Genomic DNA, 22,299 nt, shown 5'->3' with positions numbered 1-22,299 from the left:
GGTCTAGTCCCTTGCCTCTTGGGCTGCGGTCAGGTGGTCAATGTACGCAGCAGATTCTTGTAATCCTCGCGGATATCCGCGTCGGATTCCCTTAATTGCGCAATCTTACGACAGGCGTGAAGCACCGTGGTGTGGTCTCTTCCGCCGAATGCGTCGCCGATTTCCGGCAGGCTGTGATTGGTCAATTCCTTGGACAGCGCCATGGCGACCTGACGCGGACGAGCCACCGAACGCGAACGGCGCTTGGAGAGCATGTCGGACATCTTGATCTTGTAGTACTCGACTACGGTGCGCTGGATGTTGTCGATGCTGACCAGTTTGTCCTGAAGCGCCAGGAGGTCCTTGAGCGACTCGCGGATCAGCTCGATGGTGATGTCACGTCCCATGAAGTGGGCATGCGCGATCACACGCTTCAACGCACCTTCCAGCTCACGCACGTTGGAACGGATGCGCTGGGCAATGAAGAACGCGGCATCGTGCGGCAGATCGACCTTGGCCTGCTCGGCCTTTTTCATCAGGATCGCCACGCGAGTTTCCAGCTCCGGCGGCTCGACAGCCACCGTCAGGCCCCAACCAAAGCGGGACTTGAGGCGTTCTTCCAGGCCTTCGATTTCCTTGGGATACCGGTCGCTGGTGAGGATCACCTGCTGCCCGCCCTCCAGCAAGGCGTTGAAGGTGTGGAAAAACTCCTCCTGCGAACGCTCCTTGCGGGCGAAGAACTGGATATCGTCGATCAGCAATGCGTCCACCGAACGGTAGAAACGCTTGAACTCGTTGATCGCATTCAGCTGCAACGCCTTCACCATATCCGCCACGAAGCGCTCGGAATGCAGGTAAACCACCTTGGCATTCGGATTCTTCTTCAGCAGGTGGTTACCCACAGCGTGCATCAAGTGAGTTTTACCGAGACCAACGCCGCCATAGAGGAACAGCGGGTTGTAGCCGTGCTTCGGATTGTCGGCGACTTGCCAAGCAGCGGCGCGCGCCAACTGGTTCGACTTGCCCTCGACGAAGTTCTCGAAAGTGAAGGTGCGGTTCAGATAGCTGGTGTGCTTCAACGCGCCTTCGACCTGCACGGAGCGCTCGGTACGAATCGCCGGGGCGGGCGTGACCGATGCCAACGGATCGAGATTGTCGCGGGACTCTTCCACGGTCTCGATGCGCATCTTCGGAGGTGCGATAGGCGCAGGGGCTGGCGGCGGAGCCATGACAGGCGGCGGAGGCGGTGGTGCCTTCCGCGGAGCCGGGCTGCGCTTGCTACCTATTAATAAGGAAAGGGCAGGCGCCAGGCCGTTGCCTCGTTCGCCAAGCAACTCGAGAAGCCGGCCCATGTACTTTTCATTGACCCAATCGAGCACGAACCGGTTCGGCGCATACACGCGCAGTTCGTCTCCATCGGCTTCAACCTGCAATGGGCGGATCCAGGTGTTGAATTGCTGGGCAGGCAGCTCATCGCGCAGGAGCTCCACGCACTGCTGCCAAAGTTCCACTGACACGGATATCCCCCAAGTCGGAAAGGTGCCGGACGCAAAAAAACAGCCGTCATTGTAGCGGCCGCCCGGAAAGTTATCCACACGAAAAAGGGCGAATGGTTGAATAAAATCAAGATCTTATTCACCACCTGAAATAAGCCTGTGATTGGCATGAATCTTGTGGATAACCATGGTTTAACCGGGCTGTTCTCCCTGGGGAAAACTCGTTGCACAACCTGCCTGTGGGTAAAAGGCCCTTTCACCCCCAGCTTCTGCACGGCAACCGCACAGCCAAGACACGTCTTTTCGACAAGGTTGTTAGCCCGCTCATCAACAGGCAGAATGCACCTTCTGTGAGGTTTTCCACAGGAAGGCCGCTCGCCAGTTTCTATATACACAACCAAGCTTTCTTAAATTTTCCTTCCTTCTATATTCTTTTGCTCGGCGGTACTGGTTGGAAATTGACCTGCACGCCGCGTTTCACTAGAATCGCCGGTCTCTTTAAACGGGGGCCACTTCCGGCCCGTAGTGACCACCAGGTAAAGCATCATGAAACGCACTTTCCAACCCAGCACCATCAAGCGCGCTCGCACCCACGGTTTCCGTGCCCGCATGGCCACCAAGAACGGCCGTCAAGTCCTGTCGCGTCGTCGCGCCAAGGGCCGCAAGCGCCTGACCGTCTGATTATCCGGAACGGGTGGTGAGTCAGGGCTTCGGTCGGGAAAAGCGTCTGCTGGTTCCCCGACAATTCAAGGCAGTCTTTGACTCACCGACCGGGAAGGTTCCCGGCAAGAACGTCCTGCTTCTCGCGCGTGACAACGGTCTCGATCATCCCCGCCTGGGTCTGGTGATCGGCAAGAAGAGCGTCAAGCTCTCCGTTGAGCGCAATCGCCTGAAACGCCAGATACGCGAATCCTTCCGCCACAACCTCGAGTTGCTGGTCGGGTGGGACATCGTGATCGTGGCGCGCAAAGGCATTGGCGATCTGGAGAATCCCGAGCTAAAGCATCAGTTCGGCAAACTCTGGAAGCGCCTGGCGCGCAGCCGGACTCGCCCTGAACCACCAACCGGATCAGGGGTGTCCGACAGTCCCCATGCGTAAACTGGCCCTCGTCCCGATCCAGTTTTACCGCTATGCCATCAGCCCGCTGATGGCCAGTCACTGTCGTTTCTATCCCAGCTGTTCCTGCTACGCGCAGGAGGCCATCGAACAGCATGGCGTCCTGCGTGGCGGCTGGCTGACCCTGCGTCGGCTGGGCCGCTGTCACCCGTGGAATCCGGGCGGATATGACCCGGTGCCACCCGTCAACACATCCCAATCCTCTTCGATGGCCGAGTAATCATGGATATCCAACGCTCGATCCTGATCGTCGCCCTGGCAATCGTGTCCTACCTGATGGTTCTGCAGTGGAACCAGGACTACGGCCAGGCCGCCCTGCCGACTGCGGGCACCAGCGTGAACCCCGCACAAGCGACCCTGCCGGGCGACACCGCAAGCGCCAAGACCAGCGACGATGTGCCGACTGCCTCCACCGCGGAGCGCAACGAGCCAGCCGCCGCCCAGGTTGCCCCCAGCAGCGACCTGATCCGCGTTGAAACCGATGTGCTCAACCTGGCCATCGACCCGAACGGCGGTGACATCGTCCAGCTGACCCTGCCGAAATACCCACGTCGCCAGGACCATCCGGACATTCCGTTCCAACTGTTCGACAACGGTGGCGAGCGTCTCTACCAGGCACAGAGCGGCCTCGTCGGCGCCAACGGCCCCGATGCCCGCGCCAATGGCCGTCCGCTGTACAGCGCAAGCCAACGCAGCTACAAGCTGGCCGACGGCCAGGAGCAATTGGTAGTGGACCTGAGCTTCAGCGAAGCCGGCGTCAACTACACCAAGCGCTTCACCCTGACCCGTGGCAAGTACGAGCTGCAGGTGTCGTACAAGATCGACAACCAGAGCGCACAGCCCTGGACCGGCAGCATGTACGCCCAGCTGAAGCGTGACGCCAGCGCCGACCCGTCCACCACCACCGCAACCGGCGTATCCACCTACCTGGGCGCGGCGGTCTGGACTCCGGATGAGCCGTACAAAAAGATTTCCATGAAGGACATGGACAAGCAGCCCTTCAAGGAAAACGTGCAGGGCGGCTGGGTTGCCTGGCTGCAGCACTACTTCGTGACCGCCTGGGTCGCGGACAAGGATCAGAACAGCGCCGTTCAGACCCGCAAGGATTCCAAGGGTAATTACATCGTTGGTTTCGTGGGTTCCGCGCTGAACGTTCCAGCGGGTGCCTCGGCCGAAACTTCCGCCACCCTGTATGCCGGTCCCAAGACCCAGAGCCACCTGAAGGCGCTTTCTCCGGGCCTGGAACTGACCGTCGACTACGGCTTCCTGTGGTTCATCGCCCAGCCGATTTTCTGGCTGCTGCAACATATCCACAGCCTGCTGGGCAACTGGGGCTGGTCGATCATCGTCCTGACCATCTTGATCAAGGCCGCGTTCTTCCCGCTCTCGGCGGCCAGCTACAAGTCCATGGCGCGCATGCGTGCCGTGTCGCCGAAGCTGCAGGCACTGAAGGAACAGCACGGTGACGATCGCCAGAAGATGTCCCAGGCGATGATGGAGCTGTACAAGAAGGAGAAGATCAATCCGCTGGGCGGCTGCCTGCCGATCCTCGTGCAGATGCCGGTCTTCCTGGCCCTCTACTGGGTACTCCTGGAAAGCGTGGAAATGCGCCAGGCCCCGTGGATGTTCTGGATCACCGACCTGTCGATCAAGGATCCGTTCTTCATCCTGCCGATCATCATGGGCGCCACCATGTTCATCCAGCAGCAACTGAACCCGACGCCGCCGGATCCCATGCAGGCCAAGGTGCTGAAGCTGATGCCGATCATCTTCACCTTCTTCTTCCTCTGGTTCCCGGCCGGCCTGGTGGTTTACTGGGTGGTCAACAACATCCTGTCGATCGCGCAGCAGTGGTACATTACCCGGCAGATCGAGGCGGCCAGCAAGAAGGCAGCAGCCTGACAGCGACGCCAGTCAGCTTGAACAAGACGCCCCCTCTGGGGGCGTCTTGCTATCCGCCATCCGCAGATCCTTGGGTACCTACAGATGAATCCTGTCCGTGACACCATCGCCGCCGTCGCCACCGCCCAGGGACGCGGTGGCGTCGGCATCGTCCGCGTTTCCGGGCCACACGCCGCTCGAATAGCCGAGGCCATCAGTGGTCGGGCACCCAAGCCTCGCTTCGCCCACTACGGCCCGTTCCTCGACGCCTCCGGTCAAACCCTCGATGAGGGCATCGCCCTTTACTTCCCCGGCCCCAACTCCTTTACCGGTGAAGACGTCTTTGAACTGCAAGGGCACGGCGGCCCGGTGGTAATGGACCTGCTGCTGCGTCGCTGCATGGAGCTGGGGGCTCGTCAGGCTCGCCCGGGCGAGTTCAGCGAGCGTGCGTTCCTCAATGACAAGCTCGACCTCGCCCAGGCTGAAGCGATCGCCGACCTGATCGAAGCCAGCTCCGAACAAGCCGCGCGCAATGCGCTGCGCTCCCTGCAGGGAGAATTCTCCCGGCGGGTGCATTCCCTTACGGAGAAGCTGATCGAACTGCGCATCTATGTGGAAGCCGCGATCGACTTCCCGGAGGAGGAGATCGACTTCCTTGCCGATGGCCATGTTCTGGGGCTTCTGGATGGTGTGCGCGATAACTTATCCACAGTCATTAGTGAAGCTGGCCAAGGGGCGCTGTTGCGTGACGGCATGACAGTGGTGATTGCCGGTCGTCCGAATGCCGGCAAGTCGAGTCTGCTGAACGCCCTGGCAGGACGCGAGGCGGCCATCGTCACCGACATCGCCGGCACCACCCGCGATGTACTGCGCGAACATATCCACATCGACGGGATGCCTCTGCACGTTGTGGATACCGCCGGACTGCGCGACACGGACGACCATGTGGAAAAGATCGGCGTGGAACGTGCGCTCAAGGCCATTGGCGAAGCGGATCGCGTACTGCTGGTGATCGACGCTACAGCCCCAGAGGCTGCGGATCCCTTTGCCCTGTGGCCTGAATTCCTGGATCAGGCGCCGGCCCCCGACAAAGTCACCTTGATTCGCAACAAGGCAGACCTGAGCGGTGAATCAATCGGCCTGGAAGTCAGCGAAGATCGCCATGTCACCATCAGCCTTTCCGCTAGATCCGGTGAGGGGCTGGAGCTCCTGCGTGAGCACCTGAAGGACTGCATGGGTTATCAACAGACCTCAGAGAGCAGCTTCAGCGCTCGCCGTCGCCATCTGGAAGCCCTTCGTCAGGCAGGCTCATTCCTCGATCACGGCCGCTCTCAGCTCACCCTCGCGGGCGCCGGCGAACTTCTGGCAGAAGACCTGCGCCAGGCCCAACAGGCTCTTGGAGAGATCACCGGCGCATTCAGCTCTGACGACCTCCTCGGCCGCATCTTCTCCAGTTTCTGCATCGGCAAATAAGCCGAAGCTCCTTCCCCTCTTATCCACAGACGACGTGACTACCCGCTCTCCGGGTGGTCCGTCCCTGCCTGTCTGCACGAAAAAGCGCCTTCCTGAACCCTGTTGATAAGTAAGCGATAACCCAGTCCATAACCCTGGTGAAAACCCAAGGGATAAATCGCCTGTGCATAACCCATCATTACGTGCACAGCTTTCTGACGGCATACACAACGGCTACTGGCAGGAATGTAACAGGCTTATCATTCGCTGAAACTACCGTCACTGAAGGCTTAGAAGGGCTTATCCACAGAAATGGCCTTCCCTAAGGAATAAACATAAGAACAAGCTTTTTAAAAAATTCTTCTCTTTAGTTTTCTTTTACCCACAGGGATATTTCCACAGATGGATAACTTTCCGGGAAAAGCTCGGATCGGACACGTTGGCTATTTTTTGGCCAGACGGCTTCAAGCGAATGGGGAAATTCCCCTATACTGTGCGGCTTTCTCTATTTCCCAGCCTTGAACAGGCACGAGGTGCGCGGTGGATTTCCCTTCCCGTTTTGACGTGATCGTGATCGGTGGCGGCCATGCCGGCACGGAGGCCGCTCTGGCAGCCGCACGCATGGGCGTGAAGACCCTTCTGCTTACCCACAATGTCGAAACCCTCGGGCAGATGAGCTGCAACCCAGCCATCGGCGGTATCGGCAAGAGCCACCTGGTCAAGGAGATCGATGCCCTGGGCGGCGCAATGGCAACCGCCACCGATCTGGGCGGCATCCAGTTCCGAGTCCTGAATAGCCGTAAAGGCCCAGCGGTACGCGCTACCCGTGCCCAGGCGGATCGTGTGCTCTACAAGGCGGCCATTCGCGAGATCCTCGAGAACCAGCCGAACCTGTGGATATTCCAACAGGCCTGCGATGACCTGATCGTCGAGAACGATCAGGTGAAAGGTGTTGTGACCCAAATGGGTCTGCGCTTCATGGCAGAGTCCGTGGTGTTGACCACCGGAACCTTCCTCGGCGGACTTATCCACATCGGTCTGCAGAATTACTCCGGCGGCCGTGCCGGTGATCCGCCGTCAATTGCCCTGGCAAAGCGCCTTCGTGAGTTGCCGTTACGCGTCGGTCGACTGAAGACCGGTACCCCGCCACGGATCGACGGACGCTCAGTGGATTTCTCGGTAATGACCGAGCAGCCCGGTGACACGCCGATCCCGGTGATGTCTTTCCTTGGCTCCAAGGAACAGCATCCGCGCCAGGTGAGCTGCTGGATTACCCACACCAACGCGCGTACCCACGAGATCATCGCCAGCAACCTCGATCGCTCGCCGATGTACTCAGGGGTGATCGAAGGCATCGGCCCGCGTTACTGCCCGTCCATCGAAGACAAGATCCATCGCTTCGCGGACAAGGACAGCCACCAGGTATTCCTCGAGCCGGAAGGCCTGACTACCCACGAGCTGTATCCCAATGGCATCTCCACTTCGCTGCCATTCGATGTGCAACTGGAGATCGTGCGCTCCATCCGCGGCATGGAGAACGCTCACATCGTGCGTCCCGGCTATGCGATCGAATACGACTACTTCGATCCCCGTGACCTGAAATACAGCCTGGAAACCAAGGTCATCGCCGGCCTGTTCTTCGCTGGCCAGATCAACGGCACCACCGGCTACGAGGAAGCCGGCGCCCAGGGTTTGCTCGCAGGCGCCAACGCCGCATTGCGCGCCCAGGGCAAGGAATCCTGGTGCCCGCGCCGTGACGAGGCCTACATCGGCGTACTGGTGGACGACTTGATTACCCTGGGTACCCAGGAGCCGTACCGCATGTTCACGTCTCGCGCCGAGTACCGGCTGATCCTGCGTGAAGACAACGCGGATCTGCGCCTGACCGAAAAGGGCCGCGAGCTCGGACTGATCGACGACAAGCGCTGGGCTGCCTTCGAAGCCAAGCGCGAAGGCATTGCCCTTGAAGAACAGCGTCTGAAGACGACCTGGGTGCGCCCCGGTACACCGGAAGGTGATGCCATCGCCCAGCGCTTCGGCACACCCCTGGCTCATGAATACAACCTGCTCAACCTGCTGAGCCGTCCGGAGATCGATTACGTCGGTCTGGTGGAAATCACTGGCGGTGGCGCCGAGGACCCGCAGGTGGCCGAGCAGGTTGAAATCAAGACCAAGTACGCCGGGTACATCGATCGCCAGCAGGACGAAATCGCCCGCTTGCGCGCAAGCGAGGACATCCGTCTGCCCGAGGATCTGGACTACGCGAGCATTTCCGGCCTGTCCAAGGAGATCCAGCACAAGCTCGGTAACTCCCGGCCGGAAACCCTCGGCCAGGCAGGTCGTATACCTGGCGTCACCCCGGCAGCCATTTCCCTGTTGCTGATTCACCTCAAGAAACGCGGCGCTGGCCGTCAGTTGGAGCAAAGCGCCTGATGTCCCTCGTCACCCAACGCCATGCCGACGAACTGTCCCATGGCGCCGAGCAACTTGCTGTCGAACTGTCCCCGGAAAAACACGAAAGGCTGCTTGCCTACCTGGCTTTGCTGATCAAGTGGAACAAGGCCTACAACCTGACCGCCGTGCGCGATCCCGATGAAATGGTTTCGCGTCACCTGCTCGACAGCCTCAGCGTGGTGCCGCACGTAGCAGCGCTGGGACAAAACTGGCTCGACGTCGGCAGCGGCGGCGGCATGCCAGGCATCCCGCTGGCCATCCTGTTCCCCGAGCGGCGCTTCACGCTACTCGACTCCAATGGCAAGAAGACTCGCTTCCTCACCCAGGTGAAGCTGGAGCTGAAACTCGACAACCTCGAAGTTGTCCACAGCCGGGTCGAGGCATTCACGCCGGAGCAAGCGTTCGACGGTATCGTTTCTCGTGCCTTCAGCTCGCTGGAGGATTTCAGCAACTGGACCCGCCACCTGGGCGACGGCGAAACTCGCTGGCTGGCCATGAAGGGACTGCATCCGGATGACGAGCTCCAGGCACTGCCGGCCGACTTCCACGTCGAGACCGCGCATCAGCTGGATGTTCCCGGTTGCCAAGGTCAGCGCCATCTGCTGATACTGCGCCGCACGCTATGAGGGGGAAGGTGGCCATGGCCAAGGTATTCGCAATCGCCAATCAGAAAGGCGGGGTCGGCAAGACCACCACCTGTGTCAACCTCGCAGCCTCGCTGGTCGCCACCAAGCGGCGCGTCCTGCTGATCGATCTCGATCCCCAGGGCAACGCCACCATGGGCAGCGGCATCGACAAGCTCGCCCTGGAGCATTCCGTCTATGACGTGCTGACAGGCGAGTGCGATCTGGCGACCGCCATGCAGTATTCCGAGCATGGTGGGTATCAGCTGCTGCCCGCCAACCGCGACCTGACCGCGGCGGAAGTGGCCCTGCTGGACATGCCGAGCAAGGAGCATCGCCTGCGCGAAGCCCTGGCGCCGATTCGCGAGAACTACGACTACATCCTCATCGACTGCCCACCTTCGCTGTCGATGCTGACGATCAACGCCCTTGTCGCCTCCGACGGTGTGATCATTCCCATGCAGTGCGAGTACTACGCACTCGAAGGCTTGTCGGACCTGGTGAACAGCATCCAGCGTATCGCCCAGTTGCTGAATCCGAATCTGAAGATCGAGGGGCTGCTGCGCACCATGTACGACCCGCGCATCAGCCTGACCAACGACGTCTCGGCACAACTCAAGGCGCATTTCGGCGACAAGCTCTACGACGCAGTCATCCCACGCAACGTGCGTCTGGCAGAAGCGCCCAGTTTCGGCATGCCGGCCCTGGTCTACGACAAGCAATCCCGTGGCGCCATCGCCTATCTCGCGTTGGCTGGCGAACTGGTCCGCCGCCAGCGTGCCAAAGCCAAAACCGCTACCGCATAAGGAATCCGCATGGCCGCGAAAAAACGAGGTCTGGGCCGTGGCTTGGACGCCCTGCTGGGCGGCAGTACCGTCACCAAACTCGAAGAAGAAGCCGTCCAGGTCGATACCCGCGAGCTGCAGCACCTGCCCCAGGACCTGATCCAGCGTGGCAAGTACCAGCCTCGCCGTGACATGGACCCCACCGCGCTGGAAGAACTGGCCCAGTCGATCAGGGCTCAAGGCGTTATGCAGCCCATCGTGGTGCGCCCGATCGGTTCCGGTCGCTACGAGATCATTGCGGGTGAGCGCCGCTGGCGCGCCAGCCAGCAGGCCGGACTGGACAGGATTCCGGCCATGGTCCGCGAAGTTCCGGACGAAGCGGCCATCGCGATGGCGCTGATCGAGAACATCCAGCGCGAAGACCTCAATCCCATCGAGGAAGCCATTGCCCTTCAGCGCCTGCAGCAGGAGTTCCAGCTCACCCAGCAGCAGGTCGCCGAAGCCGTTGGCAAGTCCCGCGTGACCATCACCAACCTGCTGCGCCTGATTGGCCTGCCGGAAGAGATCAAGACCCTGCTTTCCCATGGCGATCTGGAAATGGGTCATGCCCGCGCATTGCTCGGCCTACCTCTGGAACGTCAGGTGGAAGGGGCGCGACATGTTGTCGCACGAGGTCTCACCGTGCGCCAAACCGAGGCACTGGTTCGGCAGTGGATGCACAGCAAGGAAAAAGCTGTCGAGGTGGTCAAGGCCGATCCGGACATCAGTCGGCTCGAACAGCGCCTGGCTGAGCGGTTGGGCGCTCCTGTGCAGATCAAGCACGGTCAGAAAGGCAAAGGCCAGCTCGTGATCCGCTACAACTCCCTCGACGAATTGCAGGGTGTCCTGGCTCACATCCGCTGAAACAGTTGGCGCTGTAGCGGCGGTCGGATTTCACTACCCGGCAGTTGAACGGGGGGGGTTCCCCCCCTATACTCTGCGCGCAATTTTGTCGGCACAAAGTATGCCAAGTCGTTGATTCCAGCGGCCGACTCCAGAGGACCTGCTGCGATGGATATCCGCACGCCAAACCGCCTGCCCTTCCATCGTTTACCGGTCTTTCCGGTGCTGCTGGTCCAACTGGTCGTCCTGCTGCTAGCTGCTGTCGTTCTCTGGCAGTGGCGTGGCGCGGTAGCTGGATACTCTGGCTTGTGCGGCGGCTTGATCGCCTGGGTGCCGAACCTGTATTTCGCCCGCAAGGCGTTCCGTTACAGCGGAGCCCGTGCAGCCCAGGCGATAGTCCGCTCTTTTTATGCGGGCGAGATGGGCAAGTTGATTCTGACGGCAGTGCTGTTTGCACTGACGTTTGCAGGTGTGAAACCCCTGGATGCGCCGGCAGTTTTCGGCGTCTTCCTGCTGACCCAGTCGGTCAGCTGGTTCGCGCCCCTGCTGATGAGAACAAGACTTTCGAAACCTTAGGGCGTTTGAGGCAAACATGGCAGAGCAAACCGCTTCGGGCTATATCCAGCACCACCTGCAGAACCTGACCTTCGGTCGTCTGCCCAATGGCGATTGGGGCTTTGCCCACACCGCCGAGCAAGCCAAGGAAATGGGCTTCTGGGCTTTCCACGTGGACACCCTGGGCTGGTCCATCGGCCTCGGTCTGCTGTTCGTACTCCTCTTCCGCATGGCGGCCAAGAAAGCCACATCCGGCATTCCCGGCGGCCTGCAAAACCTGGTCGAAGTGATGGTCGACTTCGTCGACAGCAACGTCAAAGACACCTTCCACGGTCGCAATCCGCTGATCGCCCCGCTGGCCCTGACCATCTTCGTCTGGATCTTCCTGATGAACGCCATCGACCTGATCCCGGTCGACTGGATCCCGATGGTGGCTGCCACGATCACCGGTAATGAACACCTGTTCTTCCGCGCCGTTCCGACCACCGACCCGAATGCCACCCTCGGCATGGCCTTCTCGGTCTTCGGCCTGATCATCTTCTACAGCATCAAGGTCAAGGGCATCGGCGGCTTCCTCGGCGAACTGACCCTGCACCCCTTCAGCAGCAAGAACATCTTCGTTCAGATCCTGCTGATTCCGGTCAACTTCCTGCTCGAGTTCGTCACCCTGATCGCCAAGCCGATCTCCCTGGCACTGCGTCTGTTCGGCAACATGTACGCCGGCGAGCTGGTGTTCATCCTGATCGCTGTGATGTTCGGCGCAGGCATCCTGCTGCTGAGCGGCCTGGGTATCGCACTGCAGTGGGCGTGGGCTGTGTTCCACATCCTGATCATCACCCTGCAGGCCTTCATCTTCATGATGCTGACCATCGTCTACCTGTCGATGGCGCATGAGGACAACCATTAAAAACGCGCAGCGCATCCGCTGACCCGCTCCCACAAAGGAGCAGGTGGCCGAAGGGCAAGAGGGTGCGCTGACTGTTTGAGATGGTTCCGGTTTCAGCCGGAAAGCCCGCAAGGGCAGTGGGAAAAAACGATTTCGCTTTACCGCTTCACTTAAACCTTAACCAACACGACATAAAGTCGGGAGGAAAAATGGAAACTGTAGTAGGTCTGACCGCGATCGCCGTAGCTCTGCTGATTGGTCTGGGTGCCCTGGGTACCGCCATTGGCTTCGGTCTGCTGGGTGGCAAGTTCCTGGAAGGCGCTGCTCGTCAGCCGGAAATGGTTCCGATGCTGCAAGTCAAGATGTTCATCGTGGCCGGTCTGCTCGACGCCGTAACCATGATCGGCGTTGGTATCGCTCTGTTCTTCACCTTCGCTAACCCGTTCATTGCTCAGGTAGCCCAGTAATCCTCGATTTTCGAGGATTCGACTGACAACGAACGAGCGAGGTGTTGGCGTGAACATTAATGCAACCCTGATCGGCCAGTCCGTTGCGTTCTTCATCTTCGTACTGTTCTGCATGAAGTTCGTGTGGCCCCCGGTCATCACTGCTCTGCGTGAACGTCAGAAGAAGATCGCTGATGGTCTGGACGCTGCCAACCGTGCGGCTCGTGACCTGGAGCTGGCCCATGAGAAAGTGGGTCAGCAACTGCGCGAAGCCAAGGCTCAGGCAGCTGAAATCATCGAGCAAGCCAAAAAGCGCGCTACCCAGATCGTCGACGAATCTCGCGATCAGGCACGTGCTGAAGGCGAGCGCCTGAAGGCGCAAGCTCAGGCTGAGATCGAACAGGAACTGAACAGCGTCAAAGACGCCCTGCGTGCCCAACTGGGCAGCCTGGCCGTCAATGGTGCCGAGAAGATCCTGGGTGCCACTATCGATCAAAACGCGCACGCGGAGCTGGTTAACAAACTGGCTGCCGAAATCTAAGCGAGGGCGATCATGGCAGAACTGACCACGCTGGCCCGACCTTACGCCAAGGCTGCTTTCGAGTACGCCCAGGCCCATCAGCAGCTGGCCGCCTGGTCGGCCATGCTAGGCCTGGCCGCTGCGGTGTCGCAAGACGACACCATGCAGCGCGTGCTCAAAGCCCCGCGTCTGACGAGCGCAGAGAAAGCCAACACCTTCAATGAGGTGGTTGGCGACAAGTTCGATGCTTTGGCACAGAACTTCATCCACGTTGTTTCCGAGAACGGCCGCCTCGTGCTGCTGCCGGAAATCGCCGAACAGTTCGAGCTGTACAAGGCCGAGCAAGAAAAGTCGGTGGACGTAGAAGTTACCAGTGCCTTCGCATTGAACGATGAACAGCAAGACAAACTCGCCAAGGTTCTCAGCGCACGGCTCAGCCGAGAAGTGCGTCTGCACGCCGTGGAAGACTCCAGCCTCATTGGTGGTGTAGTCATCCGCGCCGGCGACCTGGTTATCGATGGCTCGGTTCGCGGCAAACTCGCGAAACTGGCCGAAGCGTTGAAATCTTGAGTTTGAAGGGGCAGCAGAGCAATGCAGCAACTCAATCCTTCCGAAATTAGTGAAATCATCAAGGGACGTATCGAGAAACTCGACGTCTCTTCCCAAGCCCGTAACGAGGGCACCATCGTTTCCGTTTCCGACGGCATCGTGCGCATCTATGGCCTGGCCGACGTGATGTACGGTGAAATGATCGAGTTCCCGGGCGGCGTCTACGGTATGGCGCTGAACCTGGAGCAAGACTCCGTTGGTGCCGTAATCCTGGGCAAATACGTCGGCCTGGCCGAAGGTATGAGCGCCAAGTGCACCGGCCGCATCCTGGAAGTACCGGTTGGTCCGGAACTGCTGGGTCGCGTCGTTGACGCCCTGGGCAACCCGATCGATGGCAAAGGTCCGATCAACGCTGCTGCCACCGATGCGGTGGAAAAAGTAGCGCCGGGCGTGATCTGGCGTAAGTCGGTAGACCAGCCGGTACAGACTGGTTACAAGGCCGTTGACGCCATGATCCCGATCGGCCGTGGCCAGCGCGAGCTGATCATTGGTGACCGTCAGATTGGTAAGACTGCCCTGGCCGTCGACGCCATCATCAACCAGAAAGACAGCGGCATCCGCTGCGTCTACGTAGCCATCGGTCAGAAGCAATCGACCATCGCCAACGTAGTTCGCAAGCTGGAAGAAAACGGCGCCCTGGCCAACACCATCATCGTGGCCGCCAGTGCTTCCGAATCGCCTGCGCTGCAGTACATCGCTCCGTACTCCGGTTGCACCATGGGTGAGTACTTCCGCGACCGCGGCGAAGACGCCCTGATCATCTATGACGACCTGTCCAAGCAGGCCGTAGCCTACCGCCAGATCTCCCTGCTGCTGCGCCGCCCGCCGGGCCGCGAAGCCTACCCGGGCGACGTGTTCTATCTCCACAGCCGCCTGCTGGAGCGCGCTTCCCGCGTTTCCGAAGAGTATGTAGAGAAGTTCACCAACGGCGCTGTGAAAGGCAAGACCGGTTCCCTGACCGCCCTGCCAATCATCGAAACCCAGGCTGGTGACGTTTCTGCGTTCGTTCCGACCAACGTGATCTCCATCACCGACGGTCAGATCTTCCTGGAGTCCGCCCTGTTCAACTCGGGTATCCGTCCGGCCGTTAACGCCGGTATCTCGGTATCCCGTGTTGGTGGCGCGGCCCAGACCAAGATCATCAAGAAGCTGTCCGGTGGTATTCGTACCGCCCTGGCCCAGTACCGTGAACTGGCTGCGTTCGCGCAGTTTGCTTCCGACCTGGACGAGGCTACCCGTAAGCAGCTGGAACACGGTCAGCGCGTTACCGAGCTGATGAAGCAGAAGCAGTACGCGCCCATGTCCATCGCCGACATGTCGCTGAGCCTGTACGCCGCTGAGCGTGGCTTCCTGCAGGACGTCGAGCTCACCAAGATCGGCGCCTTCGAACAAGCCTTGATCGCCTACTTCAACCGTGATCACGCCGCACTACTGGCGAAGATCAACGAGAAGGGTGACTTCAACGACGAAATCGACGCCGGCATCAAGGCTGGTATCGAGAAGTTCAAGGCCACCCAAACCTGGTAAGCCGCAGCGGGGGGTCGTAAGGCCCCCCGCCTGCTAACCCGAAAGGTGTTACATGGCAGGCGCAAAAGAGATTCGCAGCAAGATTGCGAGCATCAAAAGCACGCAGAAGATCACCAGCGCCATGGAAAAGGTGGCGGTCAGCAAGATGCGCAGGGCTCAACTGCGTATGGCTGCCAGCCGCCCCTACGCGGAGCGCATCCGCCAGGTGATCGGTCATTTGGCCAACGCGAACCCGGAATACCGTCATCCCTTCATGATCGAGCGTGAAGTAAAGCGCGTCGGTTACGTCGTGGTGAGTACCGACCGTGGTCTGTGTGGCGGCTTGAACATCAACCTGTTCAAGGGCCTGGTCAAGGACATGGCGGGTTACCGTGAACAAGGCGTGGAGATCGACCTCTGCGTGATTGGTAGCAAGGGTGCGGCCTTCTTCCGCAACTACGGCGGCAACGTCGTGGCAGCTATCAGCCACATCGGCGAGGAGCCTTCGATCAACGACCTGATCGGCAGCGTCAAGGTCATGCTCGATGCATACCTGGATGGCCGTATCGATCGCCTGTTCGTGGTTTCCAACAAGTTCGTCAACACCATGACGCAGAAGCCGACCGTGGACCAACTGGTTCCGCTGGTGGCCGACGCCGATCAAGAGTTGAAGCACCACTGGGACTACCTCTACGAGCCCGACGCCAAGGAGATCCTCGAGGGTCTGCTGGTGCGCTACGTAGAATCCCAGGTGTATCAGTCCGTGGTTGAAAACAACGCCTGCGAGCAGGCGGCACGGATGATCGCGATGAAGAACGCCACCGACAACGCCGGTGACCTGATCAGCAGTCTTCAGCTGGTCTACAACAAGGCGCGTCAGGCAGCGATCACTCAAGAGATTTCGGAAATCGTCGGCGGCGCTGCCGCGGTTTAAGACCGGTTCATATATTTAGAGGAACCAGATATGAGTAGCGGACGTATCGTTCAAATCATCGGCGCCGTTATCGACGTGGAATTCCCGCGTGATCAGGTGCCGAACGTCTACGACGCGCTGAAAGTCAGCGGCGTCGAAACCACCCTGGAAGTTCAGCAGCAGCTGGGCGACGGCGTGGTTCGTTCCATCGCCATGGGTTCGACCGAAGGCCTCAAGCGTGGCCTGGACGTATCCAACACCGGCGCAGCCATCTCCGTCCCGGTTGGCACGGCCACCCTGGGCCGAATCATGGACGTGCTGGGCAACCCCATCGACGAAGCCGGTCCCATCGGCGAAGAAGAGCGCTGGGTTATCCACCGCGACGCTCCGTCCTACGCTGAACAAGCGGGTGGCAACGAGCTGCTGGAAACCGGCATCAAGGTAATCGACCTGGTCTGCCCCTTCGCCAAAGGCGGTAAGGTCGGCCTGTTCGGTGGCGCCGGTGTAGGCAAGACCGTAAACATGATGGAACTGATCCGTAACATCGCGATCGAGCACAGCGGTTACTCTGTGTTCGCCGGCGTGGGTGAGCGTACTCGTGAGGGTAACGACTTCTACCACGAGATGAAGGATTCCAACGTTCTGGACAAAGTGGCCCTGGTATACGGCCAGATGAACGAGCCGCCGGGCAACCGTCTGCGCGTTGCACTGACCGGCCTGACCATGGCCGAGAAGTTCCGTGACGAAGGCCGCGACGTTCTGCTGTTCGTCGACAACATCTACCGTTACACCCTGGCCGGTACCGAAGTATCCGCGCTGCTGGGTCGTATGCCGTCCGCTGTGGGTTACCAGCCGACCCTGGCCGAGGAAATGGGCGTTCTGCAAGAGCGCATCACCTCCACCAAGACCGGTTCCATTACCTCCATCCAGGCCGTATACGTTCCTGCGGATGACCTGACCGACCCGTCCCCGGCGACCACCTTCGCCCACCTGGACGCCACCGTCGTACTGTCCCGTGACATCGCGTCCCTGGGTATCTACCCGGCCGTTGACCCGCTGGACTCGACCTCTCGCCAGCTGGACCCGCTGGTAATTGGTCAGGACCACTACGACACCGCTCGCGGCGTCCAGTACGTTCTGCAGCGTTACAAGGAACTGAAGGACATCATCGCGATCCTCGGTATGGACGAACTGTCCGAAGCGGACAAGCAGCTCGTTAACCGTGCTCGTAAGATCCAGCGCTTCCTGTCCCAGCCGTTCTTCGTGGCCGAAGTCTTCACCGGTTCTCCGGGTAAGTACGTGTCGCTGAAGGACACCATCGCTGGCTTCAAAGGCATCCTCAACGGTGACTACGACCACCTGCCCGAGCAGGCGTTCTACATGGTCGGCGGCATCGAAGAAGCCATCGAGAAAGCGAAGAAACTGTAACCCCCTGAGCGCCCGGCAACGGGCGCTTACGTGAGGCAAGCGTATGGCTATTACTGTCCATTGCGATATCGTCAGCGCCGAAGCGGAGATCTTCTCCGGTCTGGTGGAGATGGTGATTGCGCACGGCCACCTGGGCGATCTGGGTATCGCTCCGGGTCACGCCCCGCTGATCACCGACCTCAAGCCGGGTCCGATCCGCCTGGTCAAGCAGGGTGGTGAGGAGGAGGTGTACTACATCTCCGGTGGTTTCCTCGAGGTCCAGCCCAACATGGTGAAGGTCCTGGCCGACACCGTGATGCGCGCCGGCGACCTGGACGAAGCTGCTGCTCAGGAGTCCCTCAAGGCTGCTGAGAAGGCCCTCCACGAGAAGGGCGCAGAGTTCGATTACTCTGCCGCCTCTGCTCGTCTGGCCGAGGCCGCGGCCCAGCTGCGTACCGTCCAGCAGATCCGCAAGAAGTTCGGCGGCTAAGAGCTCATTCACGATCTTGTGGATAAGCTCTTGGGCCCAAGGCTTCATTGCAGACAAGTTAAAGGGTAGCCTTGGCTACCCTTTTTCTTTTCCGGTATTCCGGTTTTCGCTTACCAGCCTGATTCGGTGAATCCCTCCATGTCCCTCGATATCGTCATCCTCGCCGCTGGCCAGGGCACGCGCATGCGTTCGGCCCTGCCCAAGGTCCTGCATCCGGTGGCCGGCAAGGCCATGCTCGGCCACGTAATCGACACTGCTCGCAATCTCGAGCCCAAGGGCATTCATGTGGTGATCGGCCATGGCGCCGAGACCGTACGCGAGCGCCTGGCTTCCGATGACCTGAATTTCGTGCTCCAGGCCGAGCAACTGGGTACCGGCCACGCCGTTGCACAGGCCCTGCCGCAGCTGACCGCCGAGCGCGTGCTGATCCTTTACGGCGACGTGCCGCTGATCGAAGTGGAAACCCTCCAGCGCCTGCTGGAAAAGGTGAAGGATGACCAGCTCGCCCTGCTCACCGTGAAACTGGATGACCCGACCGGATACGGCCGCATCGTTCGCGATGCCGCAGGTGTGGTGAAGGCCATCGTCGAACACAAGGATGCGACGCCCGAGCAGCGCGCAATCCAGGAAGGCAACACCGGCATTCTCGCAGTGCCCGGGAAGCGCCTGGCTGACTGGCTGGGCCGACTGTCCAACAACAACGCCCAAGGTGAGTACTACCTCACCGATGTCATCGCCATGGCCGTGGCAGACGGCCTGGTAGTGGCCACCGAGCAGCCCCATGACGCGATGGAAGTGCAGGGCGCCAACGACCGCATCCAGCTTTCCGAGCTCGAGCGTCACTTCCAGAAGCGCGCTGCCCGCCGTCTGATGACGCAAGGCGTGACCCTGCTGGACCCCGCCCGCTTCGACCTGCGTGGCGAAGTGAGCGTTGGCCGCGATGTGCTGATCGACGTGAACGTCATCCTCGAAGGCCGTGTGGTGATCGAGGATGGGGTGCAGATTGGCCCTAACTGCGTCATCAAGGACAGCACCTTGCGCCGTGGTGCAGTGGTCAAGGCCAACAGCCACCTGGAAGGTGCCGAACTGGGCGAGGGCGCCGATTGTGGTCCCTTCGCACGGCTGCGTCCCGGTGCCGTGCTGGGCGCCAAGGCCCATGTGGGTAACTTCGTCGAACTGAAGAACGCCGTGATGGGCGAAGGCGCCAAGGCCGGCCACCTGGCCTACCTGGGCGACGCCGAGATCGGCGCGCGCACCAACATCGGTGCCGGCACCATCACCTGCAATTACGACGGCGCCAACAAGTTCCGCACCGTCATGGGCGAGGATGTGTTCATCGGCTCCAACAGTTCCCTGGTGGCTCCGGTCCACCTGGGCGACGGCGCCACCACCGGTGCGGGTTCGACCATCACCCAGGACGTGCCGGCTGCCGCGCTCGCTGTTGGCCGCGCCAAGCAGCGCAACATCGAAGATTGGAAACGTCCGGAGAAGATCAAGAAGTAAGCCTGTGGAAAACCTGGGTTGTGGATAATTCATGACCCAGACAAAAAAGGCGGCCCAGGCCGCCTTTTGTCGTTTTTGGGGTTGACGCAAAAGCTTCGTTAGGTTTTGATTCGCGCCACTAACTTTCGAAACGAAACTTTCGTTGATGACGAAACGCAATACTCCCCAACGCCGCCACGCGATCCTTGCGCTGCTCGACGAGCAGGGTGAGGTGAGTGTGGACGAGTTGGCCAAAGCTTTCGCCACGTCCGAAGTGACCATCCGCAAGGACCTGACCGCGCTGGAGAAGAACGGCTTGCTGTTGCGTCGCTACGGCGGTGCTGTGCCGATGCCGCAGGAGCTGATCGGCGAAGGCAACCAGCCGGTTTCCTCGTACAAGCTTGCCATCGCCCGTGCAGCTGTCGGCTGCATCCGCGAGCACGCGCGCATCATCATCGACAGCGGCAGCACCACCGCCGCCATGATTCCGGAGCTTGGGCACAAGCCGGGCCTCGTGGTGATGACCAATTCGCTGAATGTCGCCAATGCCCTGCGCGAGCTGGAGCACGAGCCCGTGCTGCTGATGACCGGCGGCACCTGGGACCCGCATTCCGAATCCTTCCAGGGCCAGGTAGCCGAACAGGTCCTGCGCTCCTATGACTTCGACCAGTTGTTCATTGGCGCCGACGGTATCGACCTGCAACGCGGCACGTCCACCTTCAACGAACTGCTGGGGCTCTCGCGGGTCATGGCCGAAGTGGCGCGCGAGGTCATCGTCATGGCCGAGTCCGACAAGGTCGGCCGACGCATTCCCAACCTGGAGCTGCCCTGGAGCAGCATCCACACCCTGATCACCGACGAGCGCCTTTCTACCGAAGCGCGCGAACAGATAGCCGCGCGCGGGGTCAAGCTGATCTGCGCGCGCATAGATTGAGAGAGGAGAACCAGCCATGTGTGGCATCGTTGGCGCCATCGCCGAGCGTAATATCACCCCAATCCTGGTCGAGGGCCTGAAGCGCCTCGAATACCGTGGCTATGACAGCGCCGGTGTGGCCGTCTTCACCAACGACGGCAAGCTGGACCGCAGCCGCCGTGTCGGCAAGGTGGCCGAACTGGAACTGGCCCTTGCGGAGCAGCCTCTGGTCGGTCGCCTGGGTATCGCCCACACCCGCTGGGCCACCCACGGTGCACCCAGCGAGCGCAACGCCCACCCGCACTTCTCCGGTGACCAACTGGCGGTCGTCCACAACGGCATCATCGAGAACTACGAAACCCTGCGAGAGCAGCTCAAGGGGCTGGGGTACGTCTTCACCTCGGATACCGATACCGAAGTCATCGTCCACCTGCTGCACCACAAGCTGAAGACCATCCCCGATCTCGCCGATGCGCTCAAGGCCGCGGTGCCGGAGTTGCATGGCGCCTACGGCCTCGCGGTCATCAGTGCCAACCAGCCCGATCGCCTCCTGGCCGCCCGCAGCGGCAGCCCGCTGGTGATCGGTCTGGGTCTGGGCGAGAACTTCCTGGCTTCCGACCAATTGGCCCTGCGCCAGGTCACCGACCGCTTCATCTACCTGGAAGAAGGCGACATCGCCGAGATCCGCCGTGACAGCGTGCAGATCTGGGACGAGCAGGGTCGTGCTGTGCAGCGTGAGCCTGTGCAGTACCACGAAGGCGCAGAAGCTGCCGACAAGGGCGAGTACCGCCACTTCATGCTCAAGGAAATCCATGAGCAGCCGAAGGTCGTGCAGCGCACCATGGAAGGCCGCCTCGGGGCGGACCATGTCCTGGTCAACGCCTTCGGCCCGCGTGCCGCCGAGCTGTTCGCCAAGGTGCGCAATGTGCAGATCGTCGCCTGCGGCACCAGCTACCATGCCGGCATGGTAGCCCGTTACTGGCTGGAAGACCTGGCCGGTATTCCCTGCCAGATCGAAGTGGCCAGCGAGTTCCGCTACCGGAAGGTAGTGGTCCAGCCGGACACCCTCTTCGTGACCATTTCCCAGTCCGGTGAAACCGCCGATACCCTGGCCGCGCTGCGCAATGCCAAGGAACTGGGTTACCTGACCAGCCTGGCCATCTGCAACGTCGGCACCAGCTCCCTGGTGCGCGAATCCGACCTCACCCTGCTGACCCAGGCCGGTCCGGAAATCGGTGTCGCCTCCACCAAGGCCTTCACCACCCAGCTGGTGGGCCTGCTGTTGCTGACCCTGTCTCTCGGTCAGGTACGCGGTACCCTGGAAGCCGGCGTCGAAGCCCATCTGGTGGACGAACTTCGCCGCCTGCCGACCCGCCTGGGTGAAGCCTTGGCGATGGACAAGACCATCGAGAAAGTGGCCGAGCTGTTCGCCGAGAAGCACCACACCCTGTTCCTCGGCCGTGGTGCGCAGTACCCGGTGGCGATGGAGGGCTCGCTGAAGCTCAAGGAAATCTCCTATATCCACGCTGAAGCCTATCCGGCAGGGGAGCTCAAGCATGGCCCGCTGGCGCTGGTGGACAGCGACATGCCGGTGGTCACCGTTGCGCCGAACAACGAGCTGGTGGAGAAGCTGAAGTCCAACCTGCAGGAGGTTCGTGCCCGTGGCGGCCAACTGATCGTCTTCGCTGATGGCGAAGCCGGTATCGAGAATGGCGAGGGCACTCACATGGTGGCCATGCCGCACATCGATGACGTGCTGGCACCGATCCTCTACACCATCCCGCTGCAGCTGTTGTCCTACTACGTCGCCGTGCTCAAGGGCACCGACGTCGATCAGCCGCGCAACCTGGCGAAATCCGTGACCGTGGAATAACACAGTCTCTGGTAGCACGACGGCGCCCTA

General features: G+C 60.7%; 22 protein-coding genes. 21 read left to right on the top strand and 1 reads right to left on the bottom strand.

Translation table 11 applies throughout. From position 1 onward, the window contains the following. Nucleotides 1–29: 29 nt before the first annotated feature. Nucleotides 30–1,496 (bottom strand): chromosomal replication initiator protein DnaA, encoded by a 1,467-nt coding sequence (gene dnaA, locus MnOB_RS26435; protein ID WP_077527504.1) that lies wholly within the window; start codon nucleotides 1,494–1,496, stop codon nucleotides 30–32. A 525-nt stretch (nucleotides 1,497–2,021) separates the two neighbouring features. Between dnaA and rpmH the strand changes: the two genes are divergently transcribed. The 21 genes from rpmH (at nucleotide 2,022) to glmS (ending at nucleotide 22,269) form a co-directional block, all read left to right on the top strand. Further along, nucleotides 2,022–2,156 carry a 50S ribosomal protein L34 gene (rpmH, locus tag MnOB_RS26430; protein ID WP_003290924.1) on the top strand — a complete coding sequence of 45 codons (135 nt, stop codon included), beginning with the start codon at nucleotides 2,022–2,024 and terminating at the stop codon, nucleotides 2,154–2,156. Between the two features lie 13 nt (nucleotides 2,157–2,169). After that, the gene (rnpA, locus tag MnOB_RS26425; RefSeq protein WP_077527503.1) at nucleotides 2,170–2,574 is read left to right on the top strand and encodes a ribonuclease P protein component; all 405 of its coding nucleotides are present in this window, start codon (nucleotides 2,170–2,172) and stop codon (nucleotides 2,572–2,574) included. After that, nucleotides 2,567–2,812 (top strand): membrane protein insertion efficiency factor YidD, encoded by a 246-nt coding sequence (yidD, locus tag MnOB_RS26420; RefSeq protein WP_077527502.1) that lies wholly within the window; start codon nucleotides 2,567–2,569, stop codon nucleotides 2,810–2,812. Before rnpA ends, yidD begins: the two co-directional genes overlap by 8 nt. A gap of 2 nt (nucleotides 2,813–2,814) precedes the next feature. Continuing rightward, a complete protein-coding gene (yidC, locus tag MnOB_RS26415; protein ID WP_077527501.1) occupies nucleotides 2,815–4,494 on the top strand; it encodes a membrane protein insertase YidC in 1,680 nt (559 codons plus the stop codon). 84 nt (nucleotides 4,495–4,578) lie between these two features. Further along, a complete protein-coding gene (gene mnmE, locus MnOB_RS26410) occupies nucleotides 4,579–5,946 on the top strand; it encodes a tRNA uridine-5-carboxymethylaminomethyl(34) synthesis GTPase MnmE (RefSeq protein WP_077527500.1) in 1,368 nt (455 codons plus the stop codon). Nucleotides 5,947–6,465: 519 nt separating this feature from the next. Continuing rightward, the gene (gene mnmG / locus MnOB_RS26405; RefSeq protein ID WP_077527499.1) at nucleotides 6,466–8,358 is read left to right on the top strand and encodes a tRNA uridine-5-carboxymethylaminomethyl(34) synthesis enzyme MnmG; all 1,893 of its coding nucleotides are present in this window, start codon (nucleotides 6,466–6,468) and stop codon (nucleotides 8,356–8,358) included. Then, nucleotides 8,358–9,005: a 16S rRNA (guanine(527)-N(7))-methyltransferase RsmG gene (gene rsmG, locus MnOB_RS26400; protein WP_077527498.1), complete on the top strand. Its 648-nt coding sequence runs from the start codon at nucleotides 8,358–8,360 to the stop codon at nucleotides 9,003–9,005. Before mnmG ends, rsmG begins: the two co-directional genes overlap by 1 nt. Before the next feature lie 14 nt (nucleotides 9,006–9,019). Then, nucleotides 9,020–9,808, top strand: coding sequence for a ParA family protein (locus MnOB_RS26395; protein WP_077527497.1), 789 nt, complete (start codon nucleotides 9,020–9,022; stop codon nucleotides 9,806–9,808). 9 nt (nucleotides 9,809–9,817) lie between these two features. Beyond that, nucleotides 9,818–10,690 (top strand): ParB/RepB/Spo0J family partition protein, encoded by an 873-nt coding sequence (locus tag MnOB_RS26390; RefSeq protein ID WP_077527496.1) that lies wholly within the window; start codon nucleotides 9,818–9,820, stop codon nucleotides 10,688–10,690. A 147-nt stretch (nucleotides 10,691–10,837) separates the two neighbouring features. Continuing rightward, nucleotides 10,838–11,245, top strand: coding sequence for a F0F1 ATP synthase subunit I (locus tag MnOB_RS26385; protein WP_077527495.1), 408 nt, complete (start codon nucleotides 10,838–10,840; stop codon nucleotides 11,243–11,245). A 16-nt stretch (nucleotides 11,246–11,261) separates the two neighbouring features. Further along, nucleotides 11,262–12,131, top strand: a complete 870-nt coding sequence (gene atpB / locus MnOB_RS26380) for a F0F1 ATP synthase subunit A (RefSeq protein ID WP_077527494.1) — start codon at nucleotides 11,262–11,264, stop codon at nucleotides 12,129–12,131. A 188-nt stretch (nucleotides 12,132–12,319) separates the two neighbouring features. Further along, complete coding sequence (gene atpE / locus MnOB_RS26375; RefSeq protein ID WP_003457994.1) at nucleotides 12,320–12,577, top strand: F0F1 ATP synthase subunit C; 258 nt, start codon at nucleotides 12,320–12,322, stop codon at nucleotides 12,575–12,577. 49 nt (nucleotides 12,578–12,626) lie between these two features. Further along, nucleotides 12,627–13,097, top strand: coding sequence for a F0F1 ATP synthase subunit B (locus tag MnOB_RS26370; protein WP_077527493.1), 471 nt, complete (start codon nucleotides 12,627–12,629; stop codon nucleotides 13,095–13,097). Nucleotides 13,098–13,109: 12 nt separating this feature from the next. Then, nucleotides 13,110–13,646 (top strand): F0F1 ATP synthase subunit delta, encoded by a 537-nt coding sequence (locus MnOB_RS26365; RefSeq protein WP_077527492.1) that lies wholly within the window; start codon nucleotides 13,110–13,112, stop codon nucleotides 13,644–13,646. Nucleotides 13,647–13,667: 21 nt separating this feature from the next. Then, nucleotides 13,668–15,212, top strand: a complete 1,545-nt coding sequence (atpA, locus tag MnOB_RS26360) for a F0F1 ATP synthase subunit alpha (protein ID WP_077527491.1) — start codon at nucleotides 13,668–13,670, stop codon at nucleotides 15,210–15,212. A 52-nt stretch (nucleotides 15,213–15,264) separates the two neighbouring features. After that, complete coding sequence (gene atpG, locus MnOB_RS26355) at nucleotides 15,265–16,125, top strand: F0F1 ATP synthase subunit gamma (RefSeq protein WP_077527490.1); 861 nt, start codon at nucleotides 15,265–15,267, stop codon at nucleotides 16,123–16,125. A 30-nt stretch (nucleotides 16,126–16,155) separates the two neighbouring features. Then, nucleotides 16,156–17,532, top strand: a complete 1,377-nt coding sequence (gene atpD, locus MnOB_RS26350) for a F0F1 ATP synthase subunit beta (RefSeq protein WP_077527489.1) — start codon at nucleotides 16,156–16,158, stop codon at nucleotides 17,530–17,532. 43 nt (nucleotides 17,533–17,575) lie between these two features. Further along, entirely contained in the window at nucleotides 17,576–18,001 is a 426-nt protein-coding gene (locus MnOB_RS26345; protein WP_077527488.1) for a F0F1 ATP synthase subunit epsilon, read from the top strand. A gap of 138 nt (nucleotides 18,002–18,139) precedes the next feature. Beyond that, entirely contained in the window at nucleotides 18,140–19,504 is a 1,365-nt protein-coding gene (glmU, locus tag MnOB_RS26340; protein WP_077527487.1) for a bifunctional UDP-N-acetylglucosamine diphosphorylase/glucosamine-1-phosphate N-acetyltransferase GlmU, read from the top strand. Nucleotides 19,505–19,646: 142 nt separating this feature from the next. Then, nucleotides 19,647–20,417: a DeoR/GlpR family DNA-binding transcription regulator gene (locus tag MnOB_RS26335; protein ID WP_107504136.1), complete on the top strand. Its 771-nt coding sequence runs from the start codon at nucleotides 19,647–19,649 to the stop codon at nucleotides 20,415–20,417. A gap of 16 nt (nucleotides 20,418–20,433) precedes the next feature. Next, nucleotides 20,434–22,269, top strand: a complete 1,836-nt coding sequence (gene glmS / locus MnOB_RS26330) for a glutamine--fructose-6-phosphate transaminase (isomerizing) (RefSeq protein WP_077527485.1) — start codon at nucleotides 20,434–20,436, stop codon at nucleotides 22,267–22,269. Nucleotides 22,270–22,299: the final 30 nt, after the last annotated feature.

Source organism: Metapseudomonas resinovorans (assembly GCF_002003485.1).
In the GTDB taxonomy this organism is placed as follows: domain Bacteria; phylum Pseudomonadota; class Gammaproteobacteria; order Pseudomonadales; family Pseudomonadaceae; genus Metapseudomonas; species Metapseudomonas resinovorans_D.
This window is presented reverse-complemented; position numbering and strand designations above follow the sequence as displayed.